This is a genomic window from uncultured Neglectibacter sp. (genome assembly GCA_937958185.1).
In the GTDB taxonomy this organism is placed as follows: domain Bacteria; phylum Bacillota; class Clostridia; order Oscillospirales; family Acutalibacteraceae; genus Acutalibacter.
In genome coordinates, this window is sequence record CALFFN010000021.1 from 71,168 (window position 1) to 95,984 (window position 24,817).

The window sequence follows — 24,817 nt, forward strand, 5'->3', positions numbered from 1 at the left end:
GGTGTGCTGAATATTGACAGTATCGAAAACGGTATCGTGATCGACCACATCACCGCCGGCAGGGGAATGCGTATTTATGAGCTGCTGGAGCTGCAAAAGCTGGATACCTGCGTGGCGATCATCAAAAACGCGAAAAGCGAGAAATTCGGCAGAAAGGATATCATCAAGATCGAGGGTATCATGAACATCGATCTGGACGTGCTGGGCTTTATCGACGACAACGCCACCGTCTGCGTCATTCGTGGCGGCAAGCTGGTGGAGAAAAAGAAGCCCTCTCTGCCCAAAGAGCTTGTGAATATCATTTCCTGCAAAAACCCGCGCTGCATCACCAGCGTGGAGCAGGTGGACCAGGTGTTCCTGCTTTGCGATGAAGCGGCGCACCGCTACCGCTGCAAATACTGCGAGCAGGAGTATAAAAAGTAAGCTTTGTAAAGGAGGTCTTTTATGAACGTTCTGGTACTTGGCGGCACCCGCATGATGGGCAGGCACCTGCTGACGGAGCTGCTCGCCCGTGGGCACAGCGTCTCTCTGGCGAACCGGGGAAGGACGCCGGACGATTTTGGCTCGTCCGTGCACCGTATCACGCTGGACAGGACCGACGAAAAAAGCCTGAAAGAAGCCCTTTCCCACCGCCGCTTCGACGTGGTGTTCGACAGCCTTGCCTACTGCTCCAACGATATCCGGCGGCTAATTCCCCAGCTTTCCTGCGGGAAGTACGTGTACATTTCCAGCACGGCGGTCTATCGGAAGCATTGGGACACCAAAGAGCCGGATTTTGACCCCCTGACCGAGCCTGCCAGCTGGGGCGACCGCCCTGATTTTCCCTATGACGAGGGTAAGCGCCAGGCGGAGCGGGCGCTGTTCCAGAGCTTCCCTTACCTGCCTGCCACGGCGGCGCGGTTCCCCTTTGTCATCGGGGAGGACGACTACACCCGCCGCCTGACCTTCTATATCGAGCACACCCTCAGGGGCGCCCCCATGCAGATAGATAACCTGGACGCGCAGATGGCGTTCGTCCGTTCTGATGAAGCCGGAAAATTTCTGGCATTTCTCGGCGAACAGCCTGCCCAGAACACCATAAACGGCGCCAGCCCCGGCACAATATCCCTCCGGGAGATTCTTGCCTACGTGACCGACAAAACCGGGAAACGCCCCATTTTCTCCGATTCCGGCGACCCCGCGCCCTACAACGGCGAGGGGGATTACAGCATCAATACCGACCGGGCGGAGCAGCTGGGGTTCCGTTTCTCTCCGCTGAAAGACTGGATCTTTGCCCTGCTGGACAGCGAGATTGCGACCTTGCAGACCGCGCAAACTCAAAAATAGGGAAGAAGGTAATTTTATGGCAGCAAAAAAGGGCGGCGCAGGGCGCGCCGCTTCTCCGAAAAATAAGACAAAGAAAAAGAGCGGCACAGGGGGAAAGCTTATCCTTGCGGCAGTGACCTTCCTCAATCTCCTTCTGTCCCTGCTCTTAACGCTTCTCCGCCGTCAGGAAGTCCTCCACGCCATCAATACCGACGAGGGCGTAAAGCTCCTTTTGACGGAGCGGAAAAGGACAAAAGAATAAACAGAACCCGCCGGGAATGAACAGCCCCCAACGCGTCCAGCGTTGGGGGCTGTTCAACAAAAGCCGGCCTGCGGCGGATTTTATTTTGGGAACTGTCGGAATTCCGGCAGGAACCAGATCTGTCCGGCGGTAAATTCTTTCCCGTTCAAGCCGTCCAAAATGCCCGCGTCGGTGGTAAAGGTAAAGCACAGCTTGTAGGAATACAGCGCCTGATAGGGGAAGCCGGAGCGCTTGTTCAGCGTGTTTTTGCCGTATTTGCCGTCCCCGGCAAGCGGGTGACCGATAGAAGCAAAATGCGCCCGGATCTGATGGGTGCGCCCGGTGAGAAGCTCCACCTCCAGCAGCGAGAAATCCCGCCGTTCCTCCAGCACGCGGTAACGGGTGCGAATGCTTTTTGCGCCCTCCGAGGGTCTGTGGGAAATATAGACCCGGTTCTGGGCTTCATTTTTTTCCAGATACCCGGTGAGGGTGCCCTCCTTTTCCGCAAGCTGCCCGCATATCACGCAGAGGTACAGTTTCTGAAGCTCCCGGTCCTTCACCTTCTGGTTCATAATGCGCAGCGCTTCAGCGTTTTTTGCCGCCATTACAATGCCGCCGGTGTTTCGGTCAATGCGGTTTATCAGCGCGGGGGCAAAGGCGTTTTCTTCCTCCGGGCGGTACTCGCCCTTGTCATACAGGTAGTGCTGCACCCGGGCAATAAGGGAATCAAAATGATAGTTTTCGTCCGGGTGGACGATCAGCCCCGGCTTCTTGTCCAGCAGCAGTATATTTTCGTCCTCATACAGTACGGACAGGGCGGAGGGGGCTTTCAGGAAATCGTATGCCCGCTCCTCCTTCTGGAAAAATTCCTCCTGCCAGTACAGGGACAGCACGTCGCCCTCCCGCAGACGGTCGGAGATCTGGCAGCGCTTGCCGTTTAATTTCACGTCCTTCGTGCGAATGCACTTGTATAAAACAGACTGGGGCAGGTTGGGGTAGGCTTTCGTCAGAAACTTATCCAGCCGCTGTCCCTCGTCATTTTTGGCAATGGTGACCTTTCTCAAAGGCATTTCCTTGCCTCCTCTCAGGGCTTTTGCTGTGTGACCTTCGGCGCCTTGCGGAACGTGAACAGGAACCGGGGCAGCGACAGCACAATGCCGATCCCCAGCGCGATGGCGATGGCGATTTTAATGGTTTCCAGCCCCTTGCTCAGCGCCAGGGAATTGTCGCTCATAAAGAAATGGTAGCCTGTGTAATAGATCCCCGCGCCGGGCACCAGCGGAAAAATGCCGCAGATCAGGTATACCGTGACAGGGGCTTTGTGGGCAAAGGAGAAAATTCTCGACAGCCACGCCAGCGCTACCGTGGCGAAGAAAGACGCCGCCACCGTGCCGCAGCCGAAGTGCATGGAAATGAGATATACCAGCCAGCCAACGCCGCCGGTAATGCCTGTCAGCAGGTATTCCTTGGAGGGCGTGTGAAAAATAATGGCAAAAGCAATGGTAGCCACAAAGGCGACCAGGGTTTGGAACAGCCAGTTTGCCAAAAGCGGAAAATCTATCATAGCAGCATACCTCCCAAAAGCGGCGACAACAGCCGCGTCACAACGCCCACGCCCACGGCAATGCAGCCGCCAACAAGCACGGCGTCTATCATGCGAATGGTGCCGCTGAGGTAATCCCCGTTGAAGAAATCACGGATAGAGGTGGTCAGCGCCACGCCGGGCACCAGGCGGATAATGGAGCCGATGATGATTTTGTCCAGATTCTGTCCCAGCCCGCAAAGCAGCAGCAGAGCCCCGCACAGCGTGACAAGGGCGCTGGCGGAAAGGTTCGTCAAAAATTTGGAGAATTTCCGTTTCCCGGTCCAGTGTAAAAACGGCTCCAGCACCAGCCCGCAGCAGAAGGCGGTCAGGGCGTCCCAGCCGCTGCCGCCGAACAGGAAGCTGAACGCCGCGCTGCCCACGGCGCAGGCAAAAATGGAAAGGGGGAGGGAGGAATAGGGCAGCGCCCGCACCTTTTCTAAAATCTCCATTGCCTCGCCGACCGTATGCTTGCCCTCGGCAATTTCCCGGGAAAGCTGGTTCACGGCGCAAATACGCCCGAAATGGATACTGCTGGACGGTACGTGCTTCAGCTCCATTCGCTTTTCCACGCCGTTTTCCACCCCGCCGGCAAACACGGCGTTGGTCAGCACGTATACGTTAAATTCCTCGGCATGGTAAGCCTTCGCCACGCGCTCCATCGTTTCCTGCACCCGGGAAATTTCTGCGCCGTTTTCCAGCAGGGTTTCGCCCATCTGGAAAGAAAGCTCCAAAATGCTGTCGGTATTGCCTGTGTCGCTCATAGCCTAACCTCTTCTCTTTCGTATCCTTTGATAGGATAATCGAAGCCCAGCGCCTTGTCAATATCCAGCCAATAAAATCCGCAAAATCTTGTGGAAAAATATGGATAATTTATGTTGCATAACTTTTCCAGATGTGATATAATAAAAAATAAGTTGTTTAGGAATCATAACTGTAACTTGGAAAAAATTTTTTTGCACCTTGATAAGTGAATCAGAAAAGGAAATAAAATTGATCTCGCTGTTTTTCTGCAAAAAATATGCAGTGTGGTATTGACAAGAAAAGAGCATTGTATTAAAATGGAAATCACAGAGAGATAACGTCATTTTTATGCACTGCATATCAGCGTGTAACTCCTGCTTCTTGAAATGCGCAGGGAAGCAATGTTTATGATGGTATCTCCCTGCGTGTGAAATGAATTCATTCACCCAAAAAATTTAATGAGGAAAGGAGATGAAAACATGAAAAAAGCACTGTCTCTGCTTCTGGTGCTGGCGCTGGCTCTGGCGATCTTCGCCCTGCCCGCCGCCGCAGAAACCCACGACCATGACGGGTGCTGCGAGAGCACGAGCATCCAGCCGCGCATAGTGTCACCGCAATGTCCATATTGCAGTGCCCCAAGCGTCAAGGAAGGAAAGGGCTATAGATGTTCTAACGGTCATTTCTTCTATGCTTGACCCCAGCAAAAAATCATAGACAGGAGCAGGATTTTTCTGGTCATGAAAAATCCTGCTTCCTCCTTTTTGGAATGGATTGATACTTATGTTGAAAAGAATGTGCGCTCTTTTTCTTGTATTCGGAATACTTTTTGTGTTTTCCTCTTGTGGCAAAAAAGAATATGCGGAGCAAAAGCTTCACATTTTAGTAGACCTGCCCGTAAAACTGAATGTACTGGGATTATTCGCAACGTATGACGACGTCAAGGGTGAGGACAGCGCCCATTTGAAAAATTATTTGAAAAAGTATATGGGCGTTACGGAAGACGTTGAATATGAATTTCTTCCGGAAGACAAGGCAGAGCGCGAGGTCAGAATACAAGCACTGCGCACGGAGATCATGGCGGGTGGTGGACCTGATATCTTTCTGGTGGTTTCCGACCCACCCGGCGGGGCAAGGGGAAGCTCTATTTGGAACGTTCAATTTCCTGCGCCGTATGAGCGGGAAATGCTTTTTGCAAATCCTGAAACCGCGATGGAATCCAAGCTGTTTCTCCCGTTGGATGACTATTTGAAGGACAATGACGCTGTCGACACTTCATTGATTTTTCCGGCAGTGTTGGAAGCCGGAAAAACTGAGGAAGGGCAAATGATACTTCCCATCACTTTTACCTTTCCCGTTGCTACTTGTTTAGAATCGTTTGTTCCGAAGCAGCTGCCGGAAAATTGGGAAAGCGGGATTTCCAATGAAAACCCCGCTGTAAGAAATGCCTACACGGCAGGGGCGTGGCACAGGTTCAGCGATTCTTTTGAATCCATGGTGAAAGAGGGGAGCCTTGCTTTTTCAAAATCAGAGCTGCTTCAGAGGGTAAAATCGGCGCTGGCTTCCACAGACATGGAACTGATAGATACATTGTCAAACACGAATGTATTTGTATCTCCTGATACGAATACCGGGGAATTGAACCCGGGAATCAATTTTGCCCATGAATTTAACAATGCTCCCATTCCGTTTCCGGCAGACAGCTTTGGCGGCTTTTTGTCGATACGTTCCCTGCATTACCGGGATACGGTTGAATGGGACAGAAACCATTATGACCACCGCTGGGCGAAAAATAATGGTCGGCAAAGCCTTTTCGCCCTACAGAATGAAAAGGGCGGGGTAACGGCAGATATTACGGCGTATGCTGCGGTAAACCGCAATTCAAAGCATACAGAAAGCGCTTTTCAGGCGTTAGATATGATGTTGAGCACTCCCACTCTAACTGGCTGGGGTATGAATGAAAGTGAAAAGGGAGACCCATACAGCTATCAACTGTTTACCCTTTGCTCCTGCTTTGGAGTCCCGGCAAGAGGCGATTTATTGGGGACGGGAGATTTGCCCTTTTTTCAAGCGAGAATTTCCAAAAATGCGCCCGGTGTATTCGGCGAAAACGTCGAAGTCTTCTCCGAATACACTGCCCTGCGGAACGAGGTGACCCACGCGCGGTTCTACGGCACGTTAGATCAGGAACTGCAAACGATGTACGAAGCCTGTCTGGAAGCGGAGAGCGACGAAGAAATCGAAAAAATCGTCTCCAAAGCCTACGACACCATGCTGATGATTTTAGCGGAAAGCTAAGCTGGATAGTAGATGTGAAGTTGTTTACTTGACAAATTTCAGATTGCTTCTTATAATACTAAATAAGAAATGTGTTGTGAATTTTCGGTAAATAAAATTTTGTTGTATCTGTTTCAATAAAAAACGCTCCTGTTCCGGCGATCTTCGCCCTGCCCGCCGCCGCTCAGACCCACGACCATGACGGCTGCGCCGATTGTGCTGCTGAAAGCGTCATTCTCCGCAGACCGCCGGTTGGCAATATTTATTGTCGTAGTTGCGGTACTCTGTGTACTTTTGAGGGCGTTAAGAAGCTTGCGAATGGAAAAACAAGGTATTATTATACCTGCCCGAAGTGCGGATTATCTAATGATATAGATATCTGACATTTAGCATTTGGTTTTGTGCAAAGCAGGGGCACACCTTCACAGAGGGCGTGCTCCTCTTGTTATATTGCAGGCTTCTATTACATTCTGAGGGGAAATGATTATGAATCGTAATTTCAAGTTCAGAATTGGCGTTTTCTTTCTCGGCTTGGCTTTTCTTGCCTTTACGATTACCTCCTGCCGAAAAGCAGAGGAAAAGAAGCTGTGGATTCTCTGCGACTGGGACACTACATATCCGCTCCTTACGCCATATGGCTCGTCAGAAAGGAAAGATTTTTCAAAATATGTACACTATCTGACTGGCTTGGAGTCGGAGCAGGTGGAGTTTGAGTTTCTGCCTGTCAAGGATGCTGAGCGCTCCACACGCCTGACTGCCCTGCGTACAGAGATCATGTCCGGCGGCGGACCTGATGTGTTCCTGCTTTCCTGTTGGTTGCCCGGCATTGACAATGCAGATGTCGGCGGTTTTCGGGATTATTACCGCAATCACGAGCCGCTGTTTCCAGACGTTCGAGCTGCAATGGAAAACGGTGTGTTCCTACCCTTGGACAGCTATCTGGAGAATTCCTTGTGGCTGGATATTTCCCTGTGCAATTCCGTGGCGGTAGAAGCGGGACGTACGCAGAAAGGGCAGATGGTTTTGCCCGTCACTTATACCTTTCCCGTGTCCGTTTTCCGGCAGGACAGTTGTGATTCAGAAATAGTGAATGAACGTTCCCGTGCTATTGCCGCACGACAACAGTTTTCTGATGTTTTCGGAGAATTAGCAGATTATTCTGACGAAAGGCTGCTGTTTTCCAAAGATGAGCTTTTGGAAAGCGTCCAGTATTATCTAAGACTTTCTTCTGAGAATCAAAACTCCGCTTTGGAGGGTGTAGCATCTGTTTTTCATCTGACAGCTGCAGACGCCTCCTCGTGGGATTGGGACTATCACTCCGACAAGCTTTCGTTCGGTGAGTTTCCGGGGATTTCAGCGCAGGATTCCCAAGCAATTGCAGCAGTTCCAAATATGGAAAACGGCGTAACGGCTGCAATTGTCGCTTACGCCTGTATCAATCGCAGCACGAGATACCCTGAAGAAGCTTTCCGTACCGTCGATCTGGTTTTCCATGACGATATTCAGAGCGCGATACACAAGGATTCTGCCGCTGTGCGGTTTCCCGGATTCCATGTGCCTGAAACGGGAATGCAAACGTTTCTGTTGACCGGTTGCGGTGGCTGTCCTGTCCGAAATGATTTGATGAAGGATCAGATACACAGCTTTCAGCAGCAGTGGTTTTACGACTCTGATGATGGTGTGCTTTTCTCCGAATACACTGCCCTGCGGAACGAAGTGACCCACGCCCGGTTCTACGGCACGTTAGATCAGGAGCTGCAAACGATGTACGAAGCCTGTCTGGAAGCGGAATCTGACGAAGAAATCGAAAAAATCGTCTCCAAAGCCTACGACACCATGTTGATGATCTTAGCGGAAAGCTGAATCAAATAAAAAACCAGCGGCAATACGTCTGCCGCTGGTTTTGCTTCTCTCAAAAAATATCACTGCCGTGCAGCGTTTTTCTGCTTTCTTGCCTCAATGCGTACATCGCTGCCCAAAAATTCCAGCTTGCCGTAGTACCCGGTGATCCGGGAAGCGAAGCGTTCGCTGTAGCGGCTTTCCAGTTCCTTCATGGAAAGGTTGGTGCTGATGATGGTGGGCTTGTCCGCCAGCATACGGCTGTTTACAATGTCGTACAATGCCGCGTTGACATAGGAGGAGGAAAATTCCGTCCCCAGGTCGTCCAGGATCAGCAGATCGCAGGAAAGCAGCTGGGAATGGGTGTCGTCCACGTCCTCCTGCTCCCGGCGGTCGAAGCGTTCTTTCTCCAGGGCGACGGCAAAATTTTGAGCGGAGCCGTAAATCACGCCGAAGCCCTTCCCGATGACCTCTCCGGCAATCGCCAGAGAGAGGTGGGTCTTGCCCAAACCAGTGCCGCCCTTAAAGAGCAGGCTTGAGGAGCTTTTCCGAAACTTTTCCGCATAGGTCTTGCAGGTTTCCAGAATTTTCTCCATCTGTCGGTATGCCTGCGGGTCGTTTTGATAGTAGGAGAGGGAAAAGGAGGAAAAGGTGCATTTTTCCAAGGGCACGTCCATGCTCAGCTTCTCATAGGCAAGGCTTCTTTGCAGCTGCCGGAAGCATTCGCAGAGCTTCCCGTCCACAAAGCCGGTGTCTTTGCAGACAGGACAGCTGTACCGGGGGGTGACGTCCTCCCGGGTCAGCCCAGCCTGTGCCAGCAGACGGTCGTATTCATCGTTCAGCTCGTTGGCTCGGGCGTGCAGCTTTTCCAGCTCCGCCCGCACATCGCCGCCCTGTACCACCGCCTTTGCCGCTCCGGCGGCGTTTCTCGAAATAGCTTCCCGAATGTCTCTGGCTTCCGGGCATTGCCGGTAAAAGCGTTCCAGCCGTTCTTCGGCGGCGTTCTCCGCGTTCTGGCGGCGGCGCTCCAGCTCCGCTCTGGCGTCCTCATAAATTTTTTTCCCGTATCCCATTTATAATTCCTCCGGCAAATCGAAAAAGCTCAGCCGTTCCACCTCGTCGATGTCGTAGCTGGAAGGCTTTTTCGTTTCTTCCTGCCTGCTCTGTTCCTCGGCAGTTACCTGTTCCATGGTTTTGATTCCCTTTTTGTACCACCGCTCCAAAATGCGGTTCATATAAGCGGCGCTGAATTTTCCCGTGTTGTCCACACAGCGCTCATAGGCGGCGGACAGCAGCTCCGGCAGAAAATTCCACTCATACACCCAGCGGTAGGCGGCTTCCTCCTCTTTTTTCGAGGGGGAGCGCTTTGGCAGCCCGGCGGCAATGGAGACCTTCCCCCAGGCAAGCCGTTTTTCGCTGAGCTCCTGCAATTTTGCCTCGGCGGCTTCCAGCGTGAAAACGCCGCTTTCCGCCCAGTCCCTGGCGACAGAATCAATGTAGGCGGTGCCGGTTTTGCCCACTTCCTTGGCGTAGTGAAGCAGCATGGCCACGACCTCGACAGGCAGCCCGTAGTCGTCACAGCTGGCGAGCAGCACGGCGGTCATGGCGGGGGAGAGGATCCCCAGCGTGGCTTCCGCTTCCTGCAGCAGGGAACGGATGGCGTCCGATTCCCGCGCCCTTGCGGCGAGATAGGAAGCGTCCGGCTTTGCCATGCGCTTTTTGGGCGGCAGGGGTTTTGCTTCCGGCGCGGGCTTTTGCTCTGTTTCCGGCTCTGTCGGCTCTGAAGCTGCCATAGCTTCAGGATTTTTCGGAGCCGCAGTCTGCGGAACAGGCAGCAGCTTCCCGAATTTCTCCGCGACCAACCCCCGGTCTATCCAGTAATCCAGCGCGTCCAGCACGCTATCCCGGCTGATCCCCAGCGCTTCTGCCAGCCCCTCGGCGGAAACGCTTTCGCCCCCGTGCCGCAGCAGCCATAAAATGACTTGCAGCTGTTCCTTGCCGGCAAGCTTGATGTGCTTGTCTACTAAAGCGCAGGGCACGGCAAAAACCGTGTTCCACGCGCCAATGTCCAAACTGTATTCCATTCCGCTGAATCTCCTTACCCGGCGAGCTTCCACTTGTTTTGATAAAAGTATAGCATAAAATTCCCTTGAGGGAAAGACAGAGTTTCCGAAAAAAGAAATTTCGGGAAAAGGGGCAGAATGAGGATTGACAAATCTCCGCGCCTTAGCTATAATAGGGAAGCACGTGAGAAGGATTTGCTACTGTAGCTCAGTTGGTAGAGCAGCTGATTCGTAATCAGCAGGTCGTGTGTTCGAGTCACATCAGTAGCTCCAAGCATCTGCGAAGAAGGCTCAGCATATTTGTGCTGAGCCTTCTTCAAGTCGCGACCGCAGGATTTTCTTATTTTGCAGATCTGTAAAATAAGTTCCACCACATCTTTTGAAACGGGGAAGAAATTATGGCAGAAGCGCGTCTCTATGTGCTGGCGCAATTTGACAGCGGCACCAATGAAGCCCTTGCTAAAATCTATGATAAGCTCCTTAATACAGGGCTTACCGGGGAGCAGACAAAGGGGATACCATACCACTTTACTTTGGGCAGCTTCGAGCTGTCGGAAACCGCGCAGATATTGGAACGTGCCAAAGCTGTTGCCGCCCGGACAAAGGCGTTTCCCATTGGGCTGAACCATATCGGGCTGTTCGGGCAGAAGGTGCTGTTCCTGACCCCGGCAATGAACAACCAGTTGCTTTCCCTCTGCCGGAGCATTGACCCCGCAGCCACTCTTGACGGCGTACACAACTGGATCGCTCATGCCACCCTGCTGATAGACAGCCCCGAGCATATCTGTGCCGCGCTCCCCATCGTTGCAGAGAACTTTTCACCCATGACTGCCGTGGTTCACAGTTTAGGCGTCTATGAATTTTTTCCCAAGAAGCTCATTGCGGAGTTCCCACTGCAAAAATAAATTTTTCCACCAAAAGGGCGCGCCGCAATACTGCGGCGCGCCCTTTCTATGGCTCCGATCCGATGCGAAAAAGCAATTCTCCGCTGCTTCTCTGTTAAAATGCGGCTTTCAGGAGAAACTAAGCATGGTCTTTTTCTATCTCATTGCAGCAGAATTGCTTTGTGCCGCTATTCGTAGTCTTCCAAAATCGTTTTCGCTTCGGAAAGGGTCCGGGCGGCAATGCCCTGCTTCAAGAGAGAAATATCTTCCTCCGGCAATTGGGCAATGTCTATCTCCGTCAGAAGCACCGGCGTCAATCCGCCTTTCCGAAAGACGGCGATCTTACCGTCGGATACCGAAACCAGATATTCGCTTTCCTTTGTATCTGTTTTTGCCGGGGTGGAAGAAATGCCGGTATTTCCATTTTCTTGACTTGCGGCTGGCTTTGGGCTATAATGACTATTGTACACCTGCTCGGAGCTCTCCCGGGGCTGTACGGCAGCGTCTGCCGGCAAAACAGTGTCCCGTTTCAAAGCGAAAGCGGCGGTGCAGATCACCAGAGCGGTCACCGCGACGATGAGCAGGAGCATGGTGTATTTTTTGTACGTTCGGGAGCTTCTTCTTTCCATCATAAAGATCACCTCCGGCTTAGTATGTGCCATTTTTTGCCTGTTATGCCGTAGGCGGCTTTTTTGAGGAAAAGAAGGAACATAAGAGAAAATTTGAGAAGCTTGCTTCCTGTAATTGATGATAAAGCTGCGGCTGGGATATGGGGAACACCTGTACAGGCAGTGTTCCGGGCAGCCCGCCGCAGGTGGAGAAAGAAGGTTACCATATGCGTGAAGACATGAACAAATATAACACCAGTGTGAACCGCATTCCCGCCCAGCGGACGGAGGGCGAATTTTCCAAGTCCGCCGGGGCAACCGCCAAAACGGTGGGGGGCATGGTATGGAAAGCCATCAAGACGCTGTTCTGGGTAGGGGTCATCAGCGGCGTGCTGGTGTTCCTGTCGGTCATGTCCTTTATCCTGAGCTTCCGCAATGTGGAGCCGCCCAATATTTCCTCCATGAAGCTCAACTATTCCAGCTTTATCTATCTGGACGACGAAACCGGGAACTCCACCGAATATATGCCGCTTTACAGCAATGAAAACCGTGTTTGGGTGGCTCTCGATGAAATCCCCCTTTATATGAAGACCGCCCAGATCGCCATTGAAGACCATCGCTTCACCGAGCACAAGGGCGTGGACTGGAAGGGGACGGCGGGCGCTGTGCTCCGGCTGGTAGGCGGCGGAGAAGGTCGTGGCGGCTCCACCCTGACCCAGCAGCTCATCAAGAATATCACCGGGGAAAACCAGGTGAGCATTCTCCGAAAGGTCAAGGAGATTTTTACCGCCCTGAATCTGGAGGGCGGCTATACCATGGCGGACGGCACCAAGCGGGTGGGCTACAGCAAGGAAGAAATCCTGGAAGCCTACCTGAACGTGGTCAACTACGGCGGGCAGTGCCAGGGTGTGGAAGCGGCCGCAAACTATTATTTTGACAAGCCCATCGCGGACTGCTCCCTGGCGGAGTGCGCCCTGATCGCCGGGATCACCCAGAACCCCTATCAGTTCAACCCCATGATCTTCCCGGAGGATTCCAAGGACAGGGCAAAGGTCGTGCTGAAGCGTATGATAGAGCTGTCCGAGGAAGGCGAGCTGGTTTCCGGCTTGACCGCCCCCATCACCAGAAGCGAGTATAACGACGCGCTGAAGGAGCTGGAAACCATGGACTTTGTCGGCGCGGAGGCAGAGGATACCAGCGCAGCCGATGAGGAAAAGCAGGACACGGAAAAGTGGAACTGGTATATCGACGTGATGTTCGAGGACATCGTGCAGGACCTGGTCGCCAAAGGGTATTCCTATGACACTGCCGAAAGCATGATGTACAACGCGGGTCTGGAGATCCACGGCGCAATGGACCTGAAGCTTCAGACCGATCTGGAAAATTACTTTTTGACCAATCAGGAAATGCTGCCGGAGGATCAGGCAATCGAGCTGGGTTTCTTTATGATGGACCCCTATACCGGCAGGGTCATGGGCGTGATCGGCAACCGGGGAGAGAGAAAGGGTACCCGCCTGCGGAACAACGCCACCGGCGCCGGCGGCACCGGGCGGCAGTCCGGCTCCTCCATCAAGCCCCTCAGCCCCTATATCGTGGGCTTGAATGAGGGCGTGATAAGCTATGGCACAGTGCTCCAGGATAAGCCCATTCCCAATTATTTCGGCGAGGGCGATCCGACTGAGGGTCCCCAGAACTTTGACCGCCACTATCGGGGCACCATGAATGTGGACAAGGCCATCGAGGTGTCCCAGAACGCCCCGGCGGCATGGCTGGCAAAGGAGCTTTCCCCCGAAACGTGCTATGACTGGCTGGTGAACAAGCTCCATTTCACCACGCTGACAGAGGAGGATTCCCACAATATCGGTATGTCCCTGGGCGGGCAGGAATACGGCGTGACCGTCCGGGATATGGTGGCAGGCTATCAGATATTCGCCAACGGCGGCATTTATCACAAGCCCATCACCTACTATTATGTAAAAGACCATGAGGGCAACGTGATCCTGGACAACCGCCCGGAGGTGAACCCCGGCGAGCGCGTGACCAGCGAGGAAAACGCCACCATCATGAATAAGCTTCTCCACGGACCCATCTACAATCCCGAAGGCACCGCAGTGGGCTGGATGTCCGATATCGACGCGGAGATCATCGGCAAAACCGGCACCACCGACGACGGCTACGACCTGTGGTTCATCGGCGCTACCAAATTCTGTGTGGCGGGCATCTGGAACGGCTATGAGTACCCCGATGAGCTGGGAGATACCGGCATAGCCAAGGATACCTGGAAGGCTGTCATTGAACACCTTCTGGCAAATTACGACTGGTCCGGCAAGAATTGGGTGCTCAGCGACAATGTGGTAGAGCGCCGCTTCTGCCGTGACAGCGGCAAGCTGGCGGGAACGAACTGCTTTGATACCGCCACGGGCTGGTACGATCAGGAAAAGGTGCCGGGCACCTGCAACGGCGGCACGGACCATATTTCCGGGAAAAACACCATGTCTCCCTCTCCGTCGCCCTCGCCCAGCCCGTCCCCATCGCCATCACCCAGTCCTTCTCCGTCTCCCTCGCCCTCCACAACGCCGGACGTGACTCCTTCCTTCTCACCCGGACCTACCGACGGACCGACCATCGAGCCGCCGCCCGGTCCCATAGATTCGCCGACCCCAACGCCGGTGCCCACCCCGTCGCTGGAGCCTCCGCCGGACGAATCCTCCACCCCGGACAATCCCGGTGATTTCTGGACTCCCGTGGGTTAGCCGCCCGGAAACGCAGAAGGGGCTTAAACTGAATTTCTAAAAATTGCCGGAAAGGGCGCGCTCTTTTCGGCAATTTTTTTGGCAATTTTTTGCTTCCCAGCGTCTTGATTTTTTCAGGGAACTGTGGTAAACTGTTCACTGCAACAAGACAATCGTATTTTGCAGGTGGACAATGGAAAAGGATTCTTATTTGGTGGTAAACAGCGAAGCGCTGCCGGAGGTCTATCAAAAGGTGGTGTACGCCAACACTCTGCTGGAAAGCGGAGAGGCGTCCAGCACCTCCGAAGCGGTCCGCATGGCGGGGATATCCCGCAGCGTCTATTACAAATATCGCGGCTCTGTGTTTCCGTACACCAGGCAGAACCCGGCAGGGATTTTGACCGTGCAGGCGGTGCTGACCGACCGCGCCGGGGTGCTGGTGAGCCTGCTCACGGTCTTTTACCGGGCAGGGGCAAATATTTTGACGGTGAACCAGAATATTCCCGTGATGGGCAGAGCCTTCGTGTCCGTTTCGGCGCGTATCGCCCACATGGGCATCACCGCCGATGAGCTGATGGAAAGCCTGAAGCTGGTAGACGGCGTAATAAAGATCGACAGCATTTTGGACAGATAGAAAGCTATCATGCATTCCGCTGGGAAAAGCGGGAAAATAAGCTTTTATCTTTCAGGAAAGGAAAGTATTCGCTATGGCAGAAATTGCAGTGATGGGGCACGGCGTAGTGGGTTCCGGCGTACTGGAGGTACTGACCGAGCATAAGGACAGCATTGCCCGCCGCGCCAAGGAGGAGATCCACGTCAAATATATTTTGGATCTGCGCGATTTCCCCGATTTGCCCTACCATGATAAATTTATTAAGGATTTTACCACCATCTTGAACGACCCCGAGGTAAAAATCGTGGTGGAGACCATGGGCGGCTTACAATTTGCCTATCCCTATGTAAAAGCCTGCTTGGAGCACGGGAAAAGTGTGGTCACCTCCAATAAAGAGCTGGTGGCGGCAAAGGGAGCGGAGCTGCTCTCCATCGCCCAGAAAAATAACCTGAATTTCCTGTTTGAAGCCAGCGTCGGCGGCGGCATTCCCATTATCCGCCCTATCAGCCAGTGCCTGGCGGCGAATGAGGTCAGCGAGATCGCGGGCATTTTGAACGGGACCACCAATTTTATCCTGACAAAAATGATCCGGGACGGCATGGGCTTCGGGGAAGCCCTGCAGCTTGCCCAGCAGCTGGGCTATGCGGAGCGCGACCCCTCCGCCGATGTGGAGGGCGCGGACGCCTGCCGGAAAATCTGTATTCTGGCTTCTCTGGCATTTGGCACCCATGTGTACCCGGAAAGCGTCCACACCGAGGGGATCACGAAGATCACCCTTTCCGACGTGGGCTATGCCAGGGCCTGGGGCGGCGTCATTAAGCTCATCGGCGAAGTAAAGCTGCTGGAAAACGGAAAAATACATATTATGGTAGCGCCCATGTTTGTCAGCAGTGAAAGCCAGCTCTCCAACGTGGACGATGTTTTTAACGGCATTCTGGTGCGGGGGGACGCCACGGGAGACGTGGTGTTCTACGGCAAGGGCGCTGGCAAGCTGCCCACCGCCAGCGCCGTGGTGGCAGACGTGATCGACTGTGTAAAACACTTCAAAGCCAGAAAATATCTGTTCTGGGAGGACGCGAAGCCGGACTATGTCACTCCCTTTGAAGACGTTCCCCAGGACGTGTTCCTGCGGGTGCGGGGCGGGGGGGATTCCGATTCCGTCTTCCATCAGGCGGAAACCGTGTTCCCCAGCCTTGTGCGCCTGATCCGTAAGGACGAAGAACCCGGCGAGATCGGTTTCACTGTGTCCGGCATGACCCCCCGGGAGCTGGAAGAGCCCCTGCGCAGGCTGGAACAGCTGGGCGTAACGGTGGAGAACCGCATCAAGCTGTCCGATTATTGAGAAGAATTTAGCTGAAAGGAAGGCGCCGTCCTATGATTCGCATTGACGTTCCCGCCACCAGCGCCAATCTTGGCTCCGGCTTTGATTCGCTGGGCATTGCCCTCACCATGAAAAACCGGGTGTGGATGGAGGAATCGGATTCTCTGGAGATCACCTGCGTCGACGACGTAAAGGTCCCCACAGACAGCAGCAACCTGATTTTCTGGGCGGCAAGCCATCTTTACGAAATTTGCGGTAAAAAGCTGCCGGGGCTGAAGATCGTGCAGGAAAACAACATTCCGCTGGCGCGGGGGCTGGGCAGCAGCTCCGCCTGTATCGTCGCCGGGATTTTGGGCGCGAACCGCTTTATGGGCAACCCCCTTTCCCAGCAGGATTTGATCCATCTTGCGGCAAAAATTGAAGGGCACCCGGACAATACCAGCCCGGCGCTTTCCGGGGGTCTGGTCGCCTCCGCCATGGAGGGGGAGCGGGTGTACAGCGTCAGCGTGCCTGTCAGCGATAAGATACGCTTTGCCGTGATGATCCCGCCCTTTGAGCTGAAAACAGAGCAGGCGAGAGCCGCCCTGCCGAAAGAGTATTCCAGGGAAGACGCGGTGTACAATCTGTCCCGTTCCGGGCTGATGACGGCGTCCCTCTTCTCAGGGGAGCTGCATAATCTGAGAGTGGCGGTACAGGACAGGATACACCAGCCCTACCGCTCCGGCTTGATCGAAAATTACGACAATGTGTTCCGCATGAGCTATGAGCTGGGGTCCCTCGGCACCTATGTCAGCGGTGCGGGACCCACCATCATTGCCATGGTGGAAACCGACCATTCCGAAGAATTTGTAAAAAACTGTGTCGCCCATCTGGAAGAAAAGGGCATTGCCGACTGGCGGGTGGAGCTTCTGAGCGCCGACCCCCACGGCGCGCAGATCGTGATAGAATAGCGCGGGGAACAGGCATGAGGACTGTAGAGCTTTTCATTGCCGCCAGCGTGGACGGCTTCATCGCGGATCCCTCCGGCGGTGTGGGCTGGCTGGAGGGGCAGGGGGAGGAAGCGGCGGAAAGCGACAGCTATTCCCGCTTTATCCAGAATGTGGACACCGTAGTGATGGGGTGGAATACCTATCGGCAGATCGTCACGAAGCTGTCTCCCGGCGCCTGGGTGTACCACGGTCTCACCACCTATGTCATCACGCATAGAACCCTTCCCAATGTAGAAGAGGAAAAAATATTTTTTACACCCCAAAGCCCCTGCGATTTGATCCGCAGCCTGCGGCAGGAGCCGGGGAAGACCGTCTGGGTCTGCGGCGGCGCGTCTATCGTGCAGCAGCTTGTCCGGGCGGACCTGATCGACCGTTACTACCTCACCGTGATCCCCACCCTGCTGGGAAGCGGCATCCGGCTGTTTGAAAACGGCGGCGCGGAGAAAAAGCTGCGCCTTGTGGAGACCTGCCAATGCGACGGCATGCTGGATATCCTGTATGAGCGCAGAAAAGCAGGGTGCTGATAATTTTTTGCTTTCCTGTTTTCCGGGGTGTGATCCGGGAAATTGAGATAGATTGCTTGGAAGGAGCAGATAACATATGGCACTGATCGTGCAGAAGTTCGGCGGCACCTCCGTGAGGGACGCCGAGCGCATCAACAATGTGGCGGATATCGTCACCACCGCCTACCGGCAGGACAACGACGTGGTGGTCGTGGTCTCCGCCCAGGGCGATACCACCGACGACCTCATCGCAAAAGCGGAGGAGATCAATGACCGTGCGTCCAAGCGGGAAATGGATATGCTGCTGTCCGCGGGTGAGCAGATTTCCGCCGCTCTGCTGGCTATGGCAATCGAGAAGATGGGGTATCCCGTGGTTTCTCTGCTGGGCTGGCAGGCGGGCTTTGACACCTCCTCAGATTACGGCAACGCCCGTATCAAAAAGGTGGACGCTTCCCGTATCCGCAAGGAGCTTGACAAGCGGCGCATCGTGGTGGTCACGGGCTTTCAGGGCGTGAACCGCTATGGCGATATGACCACCCTGGGCAGGGGCGGTTCGGACACCAGCGCCGTGGCGATCGCTGCCACCATGCACGCGGACCTGTGCCAGATCTATACCGATGTGGACGGCGTCTACACCGCCGACCCCCGGAAGATTCCCGGCGCGGTGAAGCTTTCCAGCATTTCCTACGATGAAATGCTGGAGCTGGCGACTTTGGGCGCGCAGGTGCTGCATAACCGTTCCGTAGAAATGGCAAAAAAATACAACATTGAATTAGAGGTGCTTTCCAGCCTGACGCGGGAAAAGGGCACCATTGTAAAGGAGACGAGCAACGTGGAGAAAATGCTTATCAGCGGTGTGGCAAAGGACGACAATATCGCCAGAATTTCAATTATCGGTGTACCGGACAGACCCGGGCTTGCGTTTAAGATTTTTTCCAAGCTTGCTTCCAAGGGGATCAACGTGGACATCATTTTGCAGTCCATCGGCAGAAACGGCACCAAGGATATCAGCTTTACCGTGGAGAAGAATAAGATGGAGGAGACCATTGAGCTGCTGAAGTCCTACGAGGAAACATGGGGCGCTTCGGGCATCGTGTCGGACGATAATGTGTCCAAGGTCTCCATCGTGGGCGCCGGCATGGAAACGCACCCCGGCGTGGCGGCAGAAATGTTTGAAGCGCTGTTCAGCCGCAATGTGAATATTCAGATGATCTCCACCAGCGAGATCAAAATTTCCGTCCTGATCAATAAGGCGGACGGCGAGCGCGCCGTGGAAGCGATCCACGATAAATTCTTTGAAGCTCGCTAGAGCTTCGTATGCTCGCTAGAGCTTCGTATGCTTGCTGGAGCTTTGAGTGCCGGCGCAGCGTTCATTATAAAAAATTTGTCAACCTGAAAAATCTGTCAGATTTTCCAGCGTGCAAAAAGCGGCTAAATCACCCTTTGGCGGTCAAACTAAGCTGGGGGTGATTTTTTGTTTCCTTATTATTGGGGCGGGCTGCCCATCGGCACGCCGAACAGTATGCCCATGGGAATGCTGCCGTTTTTGGACTGGAACGCGGACAAGGACTTCCGGGAACTGCCGGAAGAGGTGAGGGAAGCGCTGGAGTATCATCAGGACGAGATACACAGCGCTTCCGACCTGCACCATCTTGTCGATGAGCTGAAGCTCAAAAGCTAAAAACAAGGGACATTTCTTCCTCCGAGGAAATGTCCCTTGTCCCGTTATTTTTTCAGTTCGTTCCGATACCAAATATCTATTTCCTCCGGCTGGGGCGCTTCAAATAAGCTGCTGCATTTTTCCGTAAGCCTTTCGTCAACATAGTAGGAGCCGGCGGCGCCGGAGGCGTTCCGCTTGGCGATGTTGCGCCGCCACATTTCTTCCGAGACCTCCACATAGTGCCATTCCACGGGAATGCCTTTTTCTTGGAAAAATTTATTTGCCGCAAGCCGGCTTTCCCTTGTCCAAAAGCCCCATTCCAGAATGACTGAAATGCCCAGCTCCGCAAGCTGTACCGCCATCTGGTACAGATAAGCCTGGGCTTTTTGGGTCACCCGTTCATGGCTGTCGCCCAGCTGTTCGTCAAATATGGCGAGGGTCAGGTCGTCGCAGGAGAGGATCGGGGCGCGCGTTTCCTCGCTGAGTTTTTTCGCATAGGTGCTTTTCCCGCAGCAAAGCTTGCCGCAGATACAGTAGACTTTTGCCATATTGCCTTATTCTTCCTCCCAATAGGCGGCAAACGCTTCCTGAAGCTTGCGGAAGGTCTCCGCACCCTCGTCATACAGCGCCTGCAGCTTTTCCAAATCCTTTTCCGTCCGGGAAACCGTCACCGGCTTGGGCGGGCGGATCACAAATACTCTTTTCTCCGCCTCCAGCCGGTCCAGCTCGATCAGCTCTTTGTTGTAGCGCCGGGGCGTATTCAAAATAGACCGCACCAGCTCCGGGTACTTCCGATAATGGTGGGCGTACAGCTTTGCGGCGGTATGGGGGACGGGCTGCTTTTGATAGCCGTGCTCTCTGGTGGTGACCACCAGGATTTTTTCATATCCCTCGTCTATCGCCTTTTGATAGGGAATGGAAACGGAGACCCCGCCGTCCAGGCAAGGCGTGCCCTCCACCAGCACCATGGGCGCAAGCAGCGGCAGGCTGGCGCTGGCACGGATAGCGGGGTAGATGTCCTCGCAGCGGCTCTTTTCATAGTACATGGGGGCGCCTGTCAGGCAGCTGGTCGCCACGGCGGTGTACTCCATCGGGGAGCTGTGAAAGGCTTCCCGATCCAGCGGCACCAGGGTGTCGCAGACCTCGCCAAACAAAAAGTCAAAATTGAAAATGCTCCTGTGCAGCAGCAGGTTCCGCAGCCCCAGGTAGCGCTTATCGTTCACATAGTCCAAATTCACCTTTGCCGTCCTGCCCGGCTGACCCGACACGATATTTACGCCTGTCAGCGCTCCGGCGGACACGCCAAACAGCCCGTCGGCAGTGAACCCTTCCTTCATGAAAATATCCATTGCTCCGGCGGAAAACATACAGCGCAGGGAGCCGCCTTCCAGCACGATCGCTCTTTTTTTCACGGAAAAACCTCCTGAAAACAGAAAACTGACTACACGTTTATTTTACAGGAAAATCCCATCTTTCGCAAGTCTTGATTTCACGGGAAAAAGCTGATAAAATAGCTTCATTCCGTTTGAAAAGCAGGGGAGAAGCATATGAGAATGCGAAAAAAGGCGTGGGCAAAGCCGGAGCTTTCTGCCTGCCCTTATTACATTGCCGACCCGAAAGCGCTTCGAGGGCATTGGCAGGAACAGTTTGGCGCCCACCGCCCGATCCACCTTGACCTGGGCTGCGGCAAATGCGTCTTTTTGGCGGAGCTTGCCGCGGGGCAGCGGGAAGTAAATTTCGTGGGGATCGACCTGAGCTACGATATCCTCGGGGTGGGGCGCAGGAATATCCAGTCCGCTTTCGGCGAGGAGGAGCCGGACAACGTCCTGCTATGCTATTACAATATTGAGCGGCTGCCGGAGCTTTTCGCGCCGGAGGACAGGGTAGAGCGGCTTTATATCAATTTCTGCAACCCCTGGCCCTCAGCCGGGCACCAGAAGCGCCGCCTGACCCATACCCGCCAGCTGGAAGCCTACAAGACCCTGCTCAGCGACACCGGGGAGATCTGGTTCAAAACCGACAACGACGACCTGTACCTTGCCACAAAGCGGTATTTTGCCGAAGCGGGCTTCATCATTTTTTTCGACACGCAGGACCTTCACGCCGAACAGGACGCGGAAAATATCCTGACCGAGCACGAGATCATGTTTTCCAATCAGGGGATCAAAACAAAAGCCCTTCGGGCAAGGAAAGCATGATATGAAAAGCACAAATAGCAAAAAAGCAGCGGGACAAAGCCGCTGCTTTTTTATACGGTTCCTTATATTACAGCTTAAAATCTTCCTCGTCGTACGCGCCCCGCAGAGGCGGCGCTGTCTGGGGCTCCCGCCGCAGGGGGTCGTACTCATACTTTTTGCATTTGCCGTTTTTCAGCGCCAGGCGCAGCGTGCAGATTGGCGGTTCCCCGCTTTTCCCGCCATTGTGCAGGCAGTATTCGCAGCTCAGGGCCACATTGCTTCCGAACAGCTTTTTCCGTTTTTTCTTTCCAAACATATGCTCTCCTGAAAATATCCATGAATATATTTTCTCAGCGTCCAGCATCTAGCATCTAGCATCCAGTATAGCATACCTTTGCTTTCACCGCAATCAAATCATTCGATTTTTTCTTCCTTGGTGGAGATCACTAAAAATGCCATGCACATCAAAAGCAGCGAAAGTCCTCCTGCAGCCGTGCCGGAAAGGGCGGCGATATTCTGCACGGCTCCCGCAGGGGCGAGAGCTGTCACCGGGTCGCTGGGCAGCAGCCTAATGAGCAGCAGATAGCACCCTGCCGCAGCGATCCCGTGGAGAAAGCGGAAAACGTAAAAAATCCACTTTTTTGCGGGGAATTTCCCGAATACGGAAAACACCTGTAAATGCACGCAGAACCCTCCGAACGCCAGCCCAAAGGCAAAGAACGGCGGGCTGACCCGCAGCTTTGACGCCGCTCCAACGCCCTCTGTCACCTCCAGCAGGAAGGATACCAGCGCCGAGGATTCCATGGGCGTAAAAAGCCCGGAAGAAGCCAGCAGGCGGCTGCAAAACTGAAATGCCCCGCAGCAGTGCAGCAGGGCGCTGATCCCGGCGAACAGCACGATACACCCGCACATTTTCATCACGGAGGAAGAAGCGTCGGCAGCGGAGCGGATCAGCGCGTCTCCCTGCGGCTTTTCAGGCATACCATTCTCTTTCGGCGGGACGGGGGAAAACAGCCCGGAGAAAAGGCCCAGCAGAACGCCGGAAGCTGTCACCGAGAAGAACAGCAGCCAGCCCACACGGAAGCTGCCCAGCACCGCCCCTCCCAGAAAGGTCACTACAAAAGCAATGCCGGGGTTTACGCAGAACAGCATCATTCTGCCCGCCTGCTCTTTTGTGATCTTCCCCTGCCGAAGCAGCAGCTCCGCGCCCTTTGCGCCAGCGGGATATCCTCCGACAAAGCTCATGAAAATAGGCACGGCGCAGGCAGCGGGCAGGCGGAACACATATCGGGTGAGAAAGCCCAGCCGGTTCCCCAGAATATCGCCTGCCCCGGAATACATGGCAAAGCTGGTCAGCGCCAGAAAGGGGAAAAGGGAGGGCGCCAGCACGGTGAGACAGTACAAAATACTGTTTTTGACGCTGCTCTGCACCTCCTTTGGAAACGCCAGCAGCGCCCATGCGGCGCAGAGGAACAGAAGGACGGCGGCCCCGGTAAAATTGTCCCTCAATCGCCGGGCTTTCCATCGTCCTATGGCAGATTTGATTTGTCCTGAGTTCCATTTCATAAGCATGACCGACCTTTCCATACAGGAATATGAAGCTGCCCGGTGATACATTCGGGCGGCAGAACATAAACTTTTCGAAAAGGGGGAATGGCAGTGGAACAGCGGGGAGCAGGAAATTCCGTCATCGAGCTGACAGGGAACAGGTGCGCCGTCATAGACGGCTGCGACGGCATCGTGGATTACAACGACGAACGGGTGATCCTCCGCACCGGCAGGCTGACGGTGCATTTTTCGGGAAGAAACCTGAAGCTGAAGCGGCTGACAGAAAATTCGGCAGTGGTAGAGGGCTTTATCAGCAGCCTGGAATACACCTATTGAGGAGGGCGCACGTGCTGGAAAAAATCTTTCATCTTCTGACAGGCTACGCGCAATTTGAGATCAAAGGGGATTCCCCCCGGTTCCTGAATGTGACTGCAAAAAGCGGGTTTGGCTTCTGGAATTTTACCCATCACGAAAAGAACGCCTGTGTCAGCTGCCGGGCAAGAGATTACCGCCGGCTGCTGCCCTATGCCCGGCGCTGCAGGGTGCGCCTTCGCTGTGTGAAAAAAGCGGGGCTTCCCTTCCTTTTTCATCGGGCCTGGAGACGCAAGGGGCTGCTGGCAGGCGCGGTCTGCGGCGTGGCGCTGTATGCCTTTCTCAGCGGTTTTGTATGGGGCGTCAGTGTCAGCGGCACGGAAACGCTCAGCGATAGGCAGGTTTTGGCAGCCGCCGCACAAAACGGCGTGTTTGAAGGGGCATGGAAAGCGGGCTTTACCCCGAAGCTTGCAGCCCACGGCATCGTTTCCGACCTGCCCCAGCTGAAATGGGTTTCTGTCAATACCGACGGCTGCTTTGCAGAGGTTGCCGTAGGCGAGAGAGAGGAAAAGCCGGAAATCACCGACGATACCCGATGGTCCAATATCGTGGCGGTACGGGAGGGGAAGATCCTCGCCATCGAGCCGGAGCACGGCAGACCCGAGGTCGCCATCGGCGATGTGGTGGCAAAAGGCGACCTGCTGATATCGGGGCTGTATCAGGAAAAGATAGACCCCTGGAGCCCGCCGCCGGAGCAGCCGCTGGAGACCCTGGGCGCCGCAAGGGGAAGCGTTGTCGCCGAGACGTACCGGGAATTTACCGTCCAGCTTTCCGCGGAAAAGAAAGAGCTGCTGCCCAACGGAAAAAAGCAGGTGAATTCCACCCTCCACTTTTTCGGCTTGCAGCTTCCCTTGGGCTGGAATGCCGCCCCCACGGAAAAATGCCGCGCTTACCGGGACGATTCCGTACTGACTGCGCTGGACACCCCGCTGCCCCTGTGGGTACAGCGGGACGTGTATGAAATTTTGGAGGAAACTGCCTGTTCCATGGGGGAAGAAGAATTAAAGGAAGAGGCGCTGTTCAAGCTGCGGGAAGCGCAGAAGGCGAGCCTCCCTGCCGGCAGCAAAATTCTCAAGGAAGAGCTTACCTACAGTTTCCCTGACGGAATGTGCATTTTAAGCGCCCGGTGCCGCTGTATGGAGGAGATCGGCGAAGTGCGGGAGATATTGGTGACCCCTTTGGAATCGGAGGAGAATGGGGAAGAAGATTTTTAGACGGCTTCTCCGCGCACAGGTTGGAAAATAGATTTTTAGCAAATCCGCCGAAATCAGGCGAAAATTTTTAGGCAAATAACATAGACTTTTCTCTTGAAGAAATCGGCGGAATTGTGCTATAATAGACACTAGATTCTAGATACTAGAC

At 54.3% G+C, this 24,817-nt stretch carries 27 protein-coding genes and 1 tRNA gene; 18 read left to right on the plus strand and 10 right to left on the minus strand.

Annotated features, from left to right (window positions below):
* The first annotated feature begins 3 nt into the window (after positions 1–3).
* The 3 genes from AB8996_RS06080 to AB8996_RS06090 are packed head-to-tail and all read left to right on the plus strand — an operon-like array spanning position 4 to position 1,567.
* Positions 4–423, plus strand: a complete 420-nt coding sequence (locus AB8996_RS06080) for an aspartate carbamoyltransferase regulatory subunit (RefSeq protein WP_369298083.1) — start codon at positions 4–6, stop codon at positions 421–423.
* 21 nt (positions 424–444) lie between these two features.
* Positions 445–1,326, plus strand: coding sequence for an NAD-dependent epimerase/dehydratase family protein (locus tag AB8996_RS06085; protein WP_369298084.1), 882 nt, complete (start codon positions 445–447; stop codon positions 1,324–1,326).
* A gap of 16 nt (positions 1,327–1,342) precedes the next feature.
* A complete protein-coding gene (locus AB8996_RS06090) occupies positions 1,343–1,567 on the plus strand; it encodes a hypothetical protein (protein WP_369298085.1) in 225 nt (74 codons plus the stop codon).
* An 80-nt stretch (positions 1,568–1,647) separates the two neighbouring features.
* On the opposite strand, the gene AB8996_RS06095 is transcribed toward AB8996_RS06090, so the two are convergent.
* Genes AB8996_RS06095 through AB8996_RS06105 form a run of 3 tightly spaced genes read right to left on the minus strand, consistent with a single transcriptional unit; the run spans position 1,648 to position 3,892 of the window.
* Entirely contained in the window at positions 1,648–2,610 is a 963-nt protein-coding gene (locus tag AB8996_RS06095) for an RluA family pseudouridine synthase (RefSeq protein WP_369298227.1), read from the minus strand.
* Positions 2,611–2,630: 20 nt separating this feature from the next.
* Complete coding sequence (locus AB8996_RS06100; protein WP_369298086.1) at positions 2,631–3,110, minus strand: threonine/serine exporter family protein; 480 nt, start codon at positions 3,108–3,110, stop codon at positions 2,631–2,633.
* Entirely contained in the window at positions 3,107–3,892 is a 786-nt protein-coding gene (locus AB8996_RS06105; protein ID WP_369298087.1) for a threonine/serine exporter ThrE family protein, read from the minus strand. The genes AB8996_RS06100 and AB8996_RS06105 overlap by 4 nt, the downstream gene beginning before the upstream one ends.
* Before the next feature lie 459 nt (positions 3,893–4,351).
* On the opposite strand from AB8996_RS06105, the gene AB8996_RS06110 reads away from it, so the two are divergent.
* From AB8996_RS06110 to AB8996_RS06120, 3 genes are all read left to right on the plus strand, one after another.
* Positions 4,352–4,567: a hypothetical protein gene (locus tag AB8996_RS06110; RefSeq protein ID WP_369298088.1), complete on the plus strand. Its 216-nt coding sequence runs from the start codon at positions 4,352–4,354 to the stop codon at positions 4,565–4,567.
* Between the two features lie 133 nt (positions 4,568–4,700).
* Entirely contained in the window at positions 4,701–6,167 is a 1,467-nt protein-coding gene (locus tag AB8996_RS06115; protein ID WP_369298089.1) for a hypothetical protein, read from the plus strand.
* Positions 6,168–6,632: 465 nt separating this feature from the next.
* Positions 6,633–8,009 carry a hypothetical protein gene (locus tag AB8996_RS06120; RefSeq protein ID WP_369298090.1) on the plus strand — a complete coding sequence of 459 codons (1,377 nt, stop codon included), beginning with the start codon at positions 6,633–6,635 and terminating at the stop codon, positions 8,007–8,009.
* A gap of 59 nt (positions 8,010–8,068) precedes the next feature.
* Here AB8996_RS06120 and AB8996_RS06125 read toward each other — a convergent pair whose 3' ends face one another.
* Together AB8996_RS06125 and AB8996_RS06130 are read right to left on the minus strand one after the other, a co-directional pair.
* Positions 8,069–9,058 carry an ATP-binding protein gene (locus AB8996_RS06125; RefSeq protein ID WP_369298091.1) on the minus strand — a complete coding sequence of 330 codons (990 nt, stop codon included), beginning with the start codon at positions 9,056–9,058 and terminating at the stop codon, positions 8,069–8,071.
* Entirely contained in the window at positions 9,059–10,069 is a 1,011-nt protein-coding gene (locus tag AB8996_RS06130; protein WP_369298092.1) for a DnaD domain protein, read from the minus strand.
* Positions 10,070–10,245: 176 nt separating this feature from the next.
* Between AB8996_RS06130 and AB8996_RS06135 the strand changes: the two genes are divergently transcribed.
* A tRNA-Thr gene (locus AB8996_RS06135) sits at positions 10,246–10,321 on the plus strand.
* A 125-nt stretch (positions 10,322–10,446) separates the two neighbouring features.
* On the plus strand, positions 10,447–10,953 hold the full coding sequence (locus tag AB8996_RS06140) for a 2'-5' RNA ligase family protein (RefSeq protein ID WP_369298093.1): 507 nt from the start codon (positions 10,447–10,449) through the stop codon (positions 10,951–10,953).
* Between the two features lie 167 nt (positions 10,954–11,120).
* Here AB8996_RS06140 and AB8996_RS06145 read toward each other — a convergent pair whose 3' ends face one another.
* A complete protein-coding gene (locus tag AB8996_RS06145) occupies positions 11,121–11,594 on the minus strand; it encodes a BofC C-terminal domain-containing protein (RefSeq protein ID WP_369298094.1) in 474 nt (157 codons plus the stop codon).
* Between the two features lie 173 nt (positions 11,595–11,767).
* Here AB8996_RS06145 and AB8996_RS06150 point away from each other — a divergent pair, with 173 nt between their 5' ends.
* The 7 genes from AB8996_RS06150 to AB8996_RS06180 all read left to right on the plus strand — a co-directional run bounded on the left by AB8996_RS06150 (position 11,768) and on the right by AB8996_RS06180 (position 19,379).
* Positions 11,768–14,293: a transglycosylase domain-containing protein gene (locus AB8996_RS06150; RefSeq protein ID WP_369298095.1), complete on the plus strand. Its 2,526-nt coding sequence runs from the start codon at positions 11,768–11,770 to the stop codon at positions 14,291–14,293.
* A 172-nt stretch (positions 14,294–14,465) separates the two neighbouring features.
* Complete coding sequence (locus tag AB8996_RS06155; protein ID WP_369298096.1) at positions 14,466–14,906, plus strand: ACT domain-containing protein; 441 nt, start codon at positions 14,466–14,468, stop codon at positions 14,904–14,906.
* Between the two features lie 73 nt (positions 14,907–14,979).
* Entirely contained in the window at positions 14,980–16,227 is a 1,248-nt protein-coding gene (locus AB8996_RS06160) for a homoserine dehydrogenase (RefSeq protein WP_369298097.1), read from the plus strand.
* Positions 16,228–16,259: 32 nt separating this feature from the next.
* On the plus strand, positions 16,260–17,156 hold the full coding sequence (thrB, locus tag AB8996_RS06165) for a homoserine kinase (RefSeq protein WP_369298098.1): 897 nt from the start codon (positions 16,260–16,262) through the stop codon (positions 17,154–17,156).
* A 14-nt stretch (positions 17,157–17,170) separates the two neighbouring features.
* Positions 17,171–17,719, plus strand: coding sequence for a dihydrofolate reductase family protein (locus AB8996_RS06170; protein ID WP_369298099.1), 549 nt, complete (start codon positions 17,171–17,173; stop codon positions 17,717–17,719).
* Between the two features lie 76 nt (positions 17,720–17,795).
* Complete coding sequence (locus tag AB8996_RS06175; protein WP_369298100.1) at positions 17,796–19,007, plus strand: aspartate kinase; 1,212 nt, start codon at positions 17,796–17,798, stop codon at positions 19,005–19,007.
* A gap of 165 nt (positions 19,008–19,172) precedes the next feature.
* Positions 19,173–19,379: a hypothetical protein gene (locus AB8996_RS06180; protein WP_369298101.1), complete on the plus strand. Its 207-nt coding sequence runs from the start codon at positions 19,173–19,175 to the stop codon at positions 19,377–19,379.
* 44 nt (positions 19,380–19,423) lie between these two features.
* Here the strand turns inward: AB8996_RS06180 and AB8996_RS06185 are convergent, their stop codons facing one another.
* Both AB8996_RS06185 and AB8996_RS06190 read right to left on the minus strand, forming a co-directional pair.
* A complete protein-coding gene (locus tag AB8996_RS06185) occupies positions 19,424–19,906 on the minus strand; it encodes an AAA family ATPase (protein ID WP_369298102.1) in 483 nt (160 codons plus the stop codon).
* Positions 19,907–19,912: 6 nt separating this feature from the next.
* A complete protein-coding gene (locus AB8996_RS06190) occupies positions 19,913–20,770 on the minus strand; it encodes a patatin family protein (RefSeq protein ID WP_369298103.1) in 858 nt (285 codons plus the stop codon).
* Positions 20,771–20,905: 135 nt separating this feature from the next.
* Here AB8996_RS06190 and trmB point away from each other — a divergent pair, with 135 nt between their 5' ends.
* Positions 20,906–21,556, plus strand: a complete 651-nt coding sequence (gene trmB / locus AB8996_RS06195) for a tRNA (guanosine(46)-N7)-methyltransferase TrmB (protein WP_369298104.1) — start codon at positions 20,906–20,908, stop codon at positions 21,554–21,556.
* A gap of 67 nt (positions 21,557–21,623) precedes the next feature.
* On the opposite strand, the gene AB8996_RS06200 is transcribed toward trmB, so the two are convergent.
* On the minus strand, positions 21,624–21,851 hold the full coding sequence (locus AB8996_RS06200; RefSeq protein ID WP_369298105.1) for a hypothetical protein: 228 nt from the start codon (positions 21,849–21,851) through the stop codon (positions 21,624–21,626).
* Positions 21,852–21,949: 98 nt separating this feature from the next.
* Positions 21,950–23,101 carry a hypothetical protein gene (locus tag AB8996_RS06205; RefSeq protein ID WP_369298106.1) on the minus strand — a complete coding sequence of 384 codons (1,152 nt, stop codon included), beginning with the start codon at positions 23,099–23,101 and terminating at the stop codon, positions 21,950–21,952.
* Positions 23,102–23,188: 87 nt separating this feature from the next.
* On the opposite strand from AB8996_RS06205, the gene AB8996_RS06210 reads away from it, so the two are divergent.
* Both AB8996_RS06210 and AB8996_RS06215 read left to right on the plus strand, forming a co-directional pair.
* Positions 23,189–23,419, plus strand: coding sequence for a YabP/YqfC family sporulation protein (locus tag AB8996_RS06210; RefSeq protein ID WP_369298107.1), 231 nt, complete (start codon positions 23,189–23,191; stop codon positions 23,417–23,419).
* A gap of 11 nt (positions 23,420–23,430) precedes the next feature.
* Positions 23,431–24,669 carry a sporulation protein YqfD gene (locus tag AB8996_RS06215; protein WP_369298108.1) on the plus strand — a complete coding sequence of 413 codons (1,239 nt, stop codon included), beginning with the start codon at positions 23,431–23,433 and terminating at the stop codon, positions 24,667–24,669.
* Positions 24,670–24,817 lie beyond the last annotated feature (148 nt).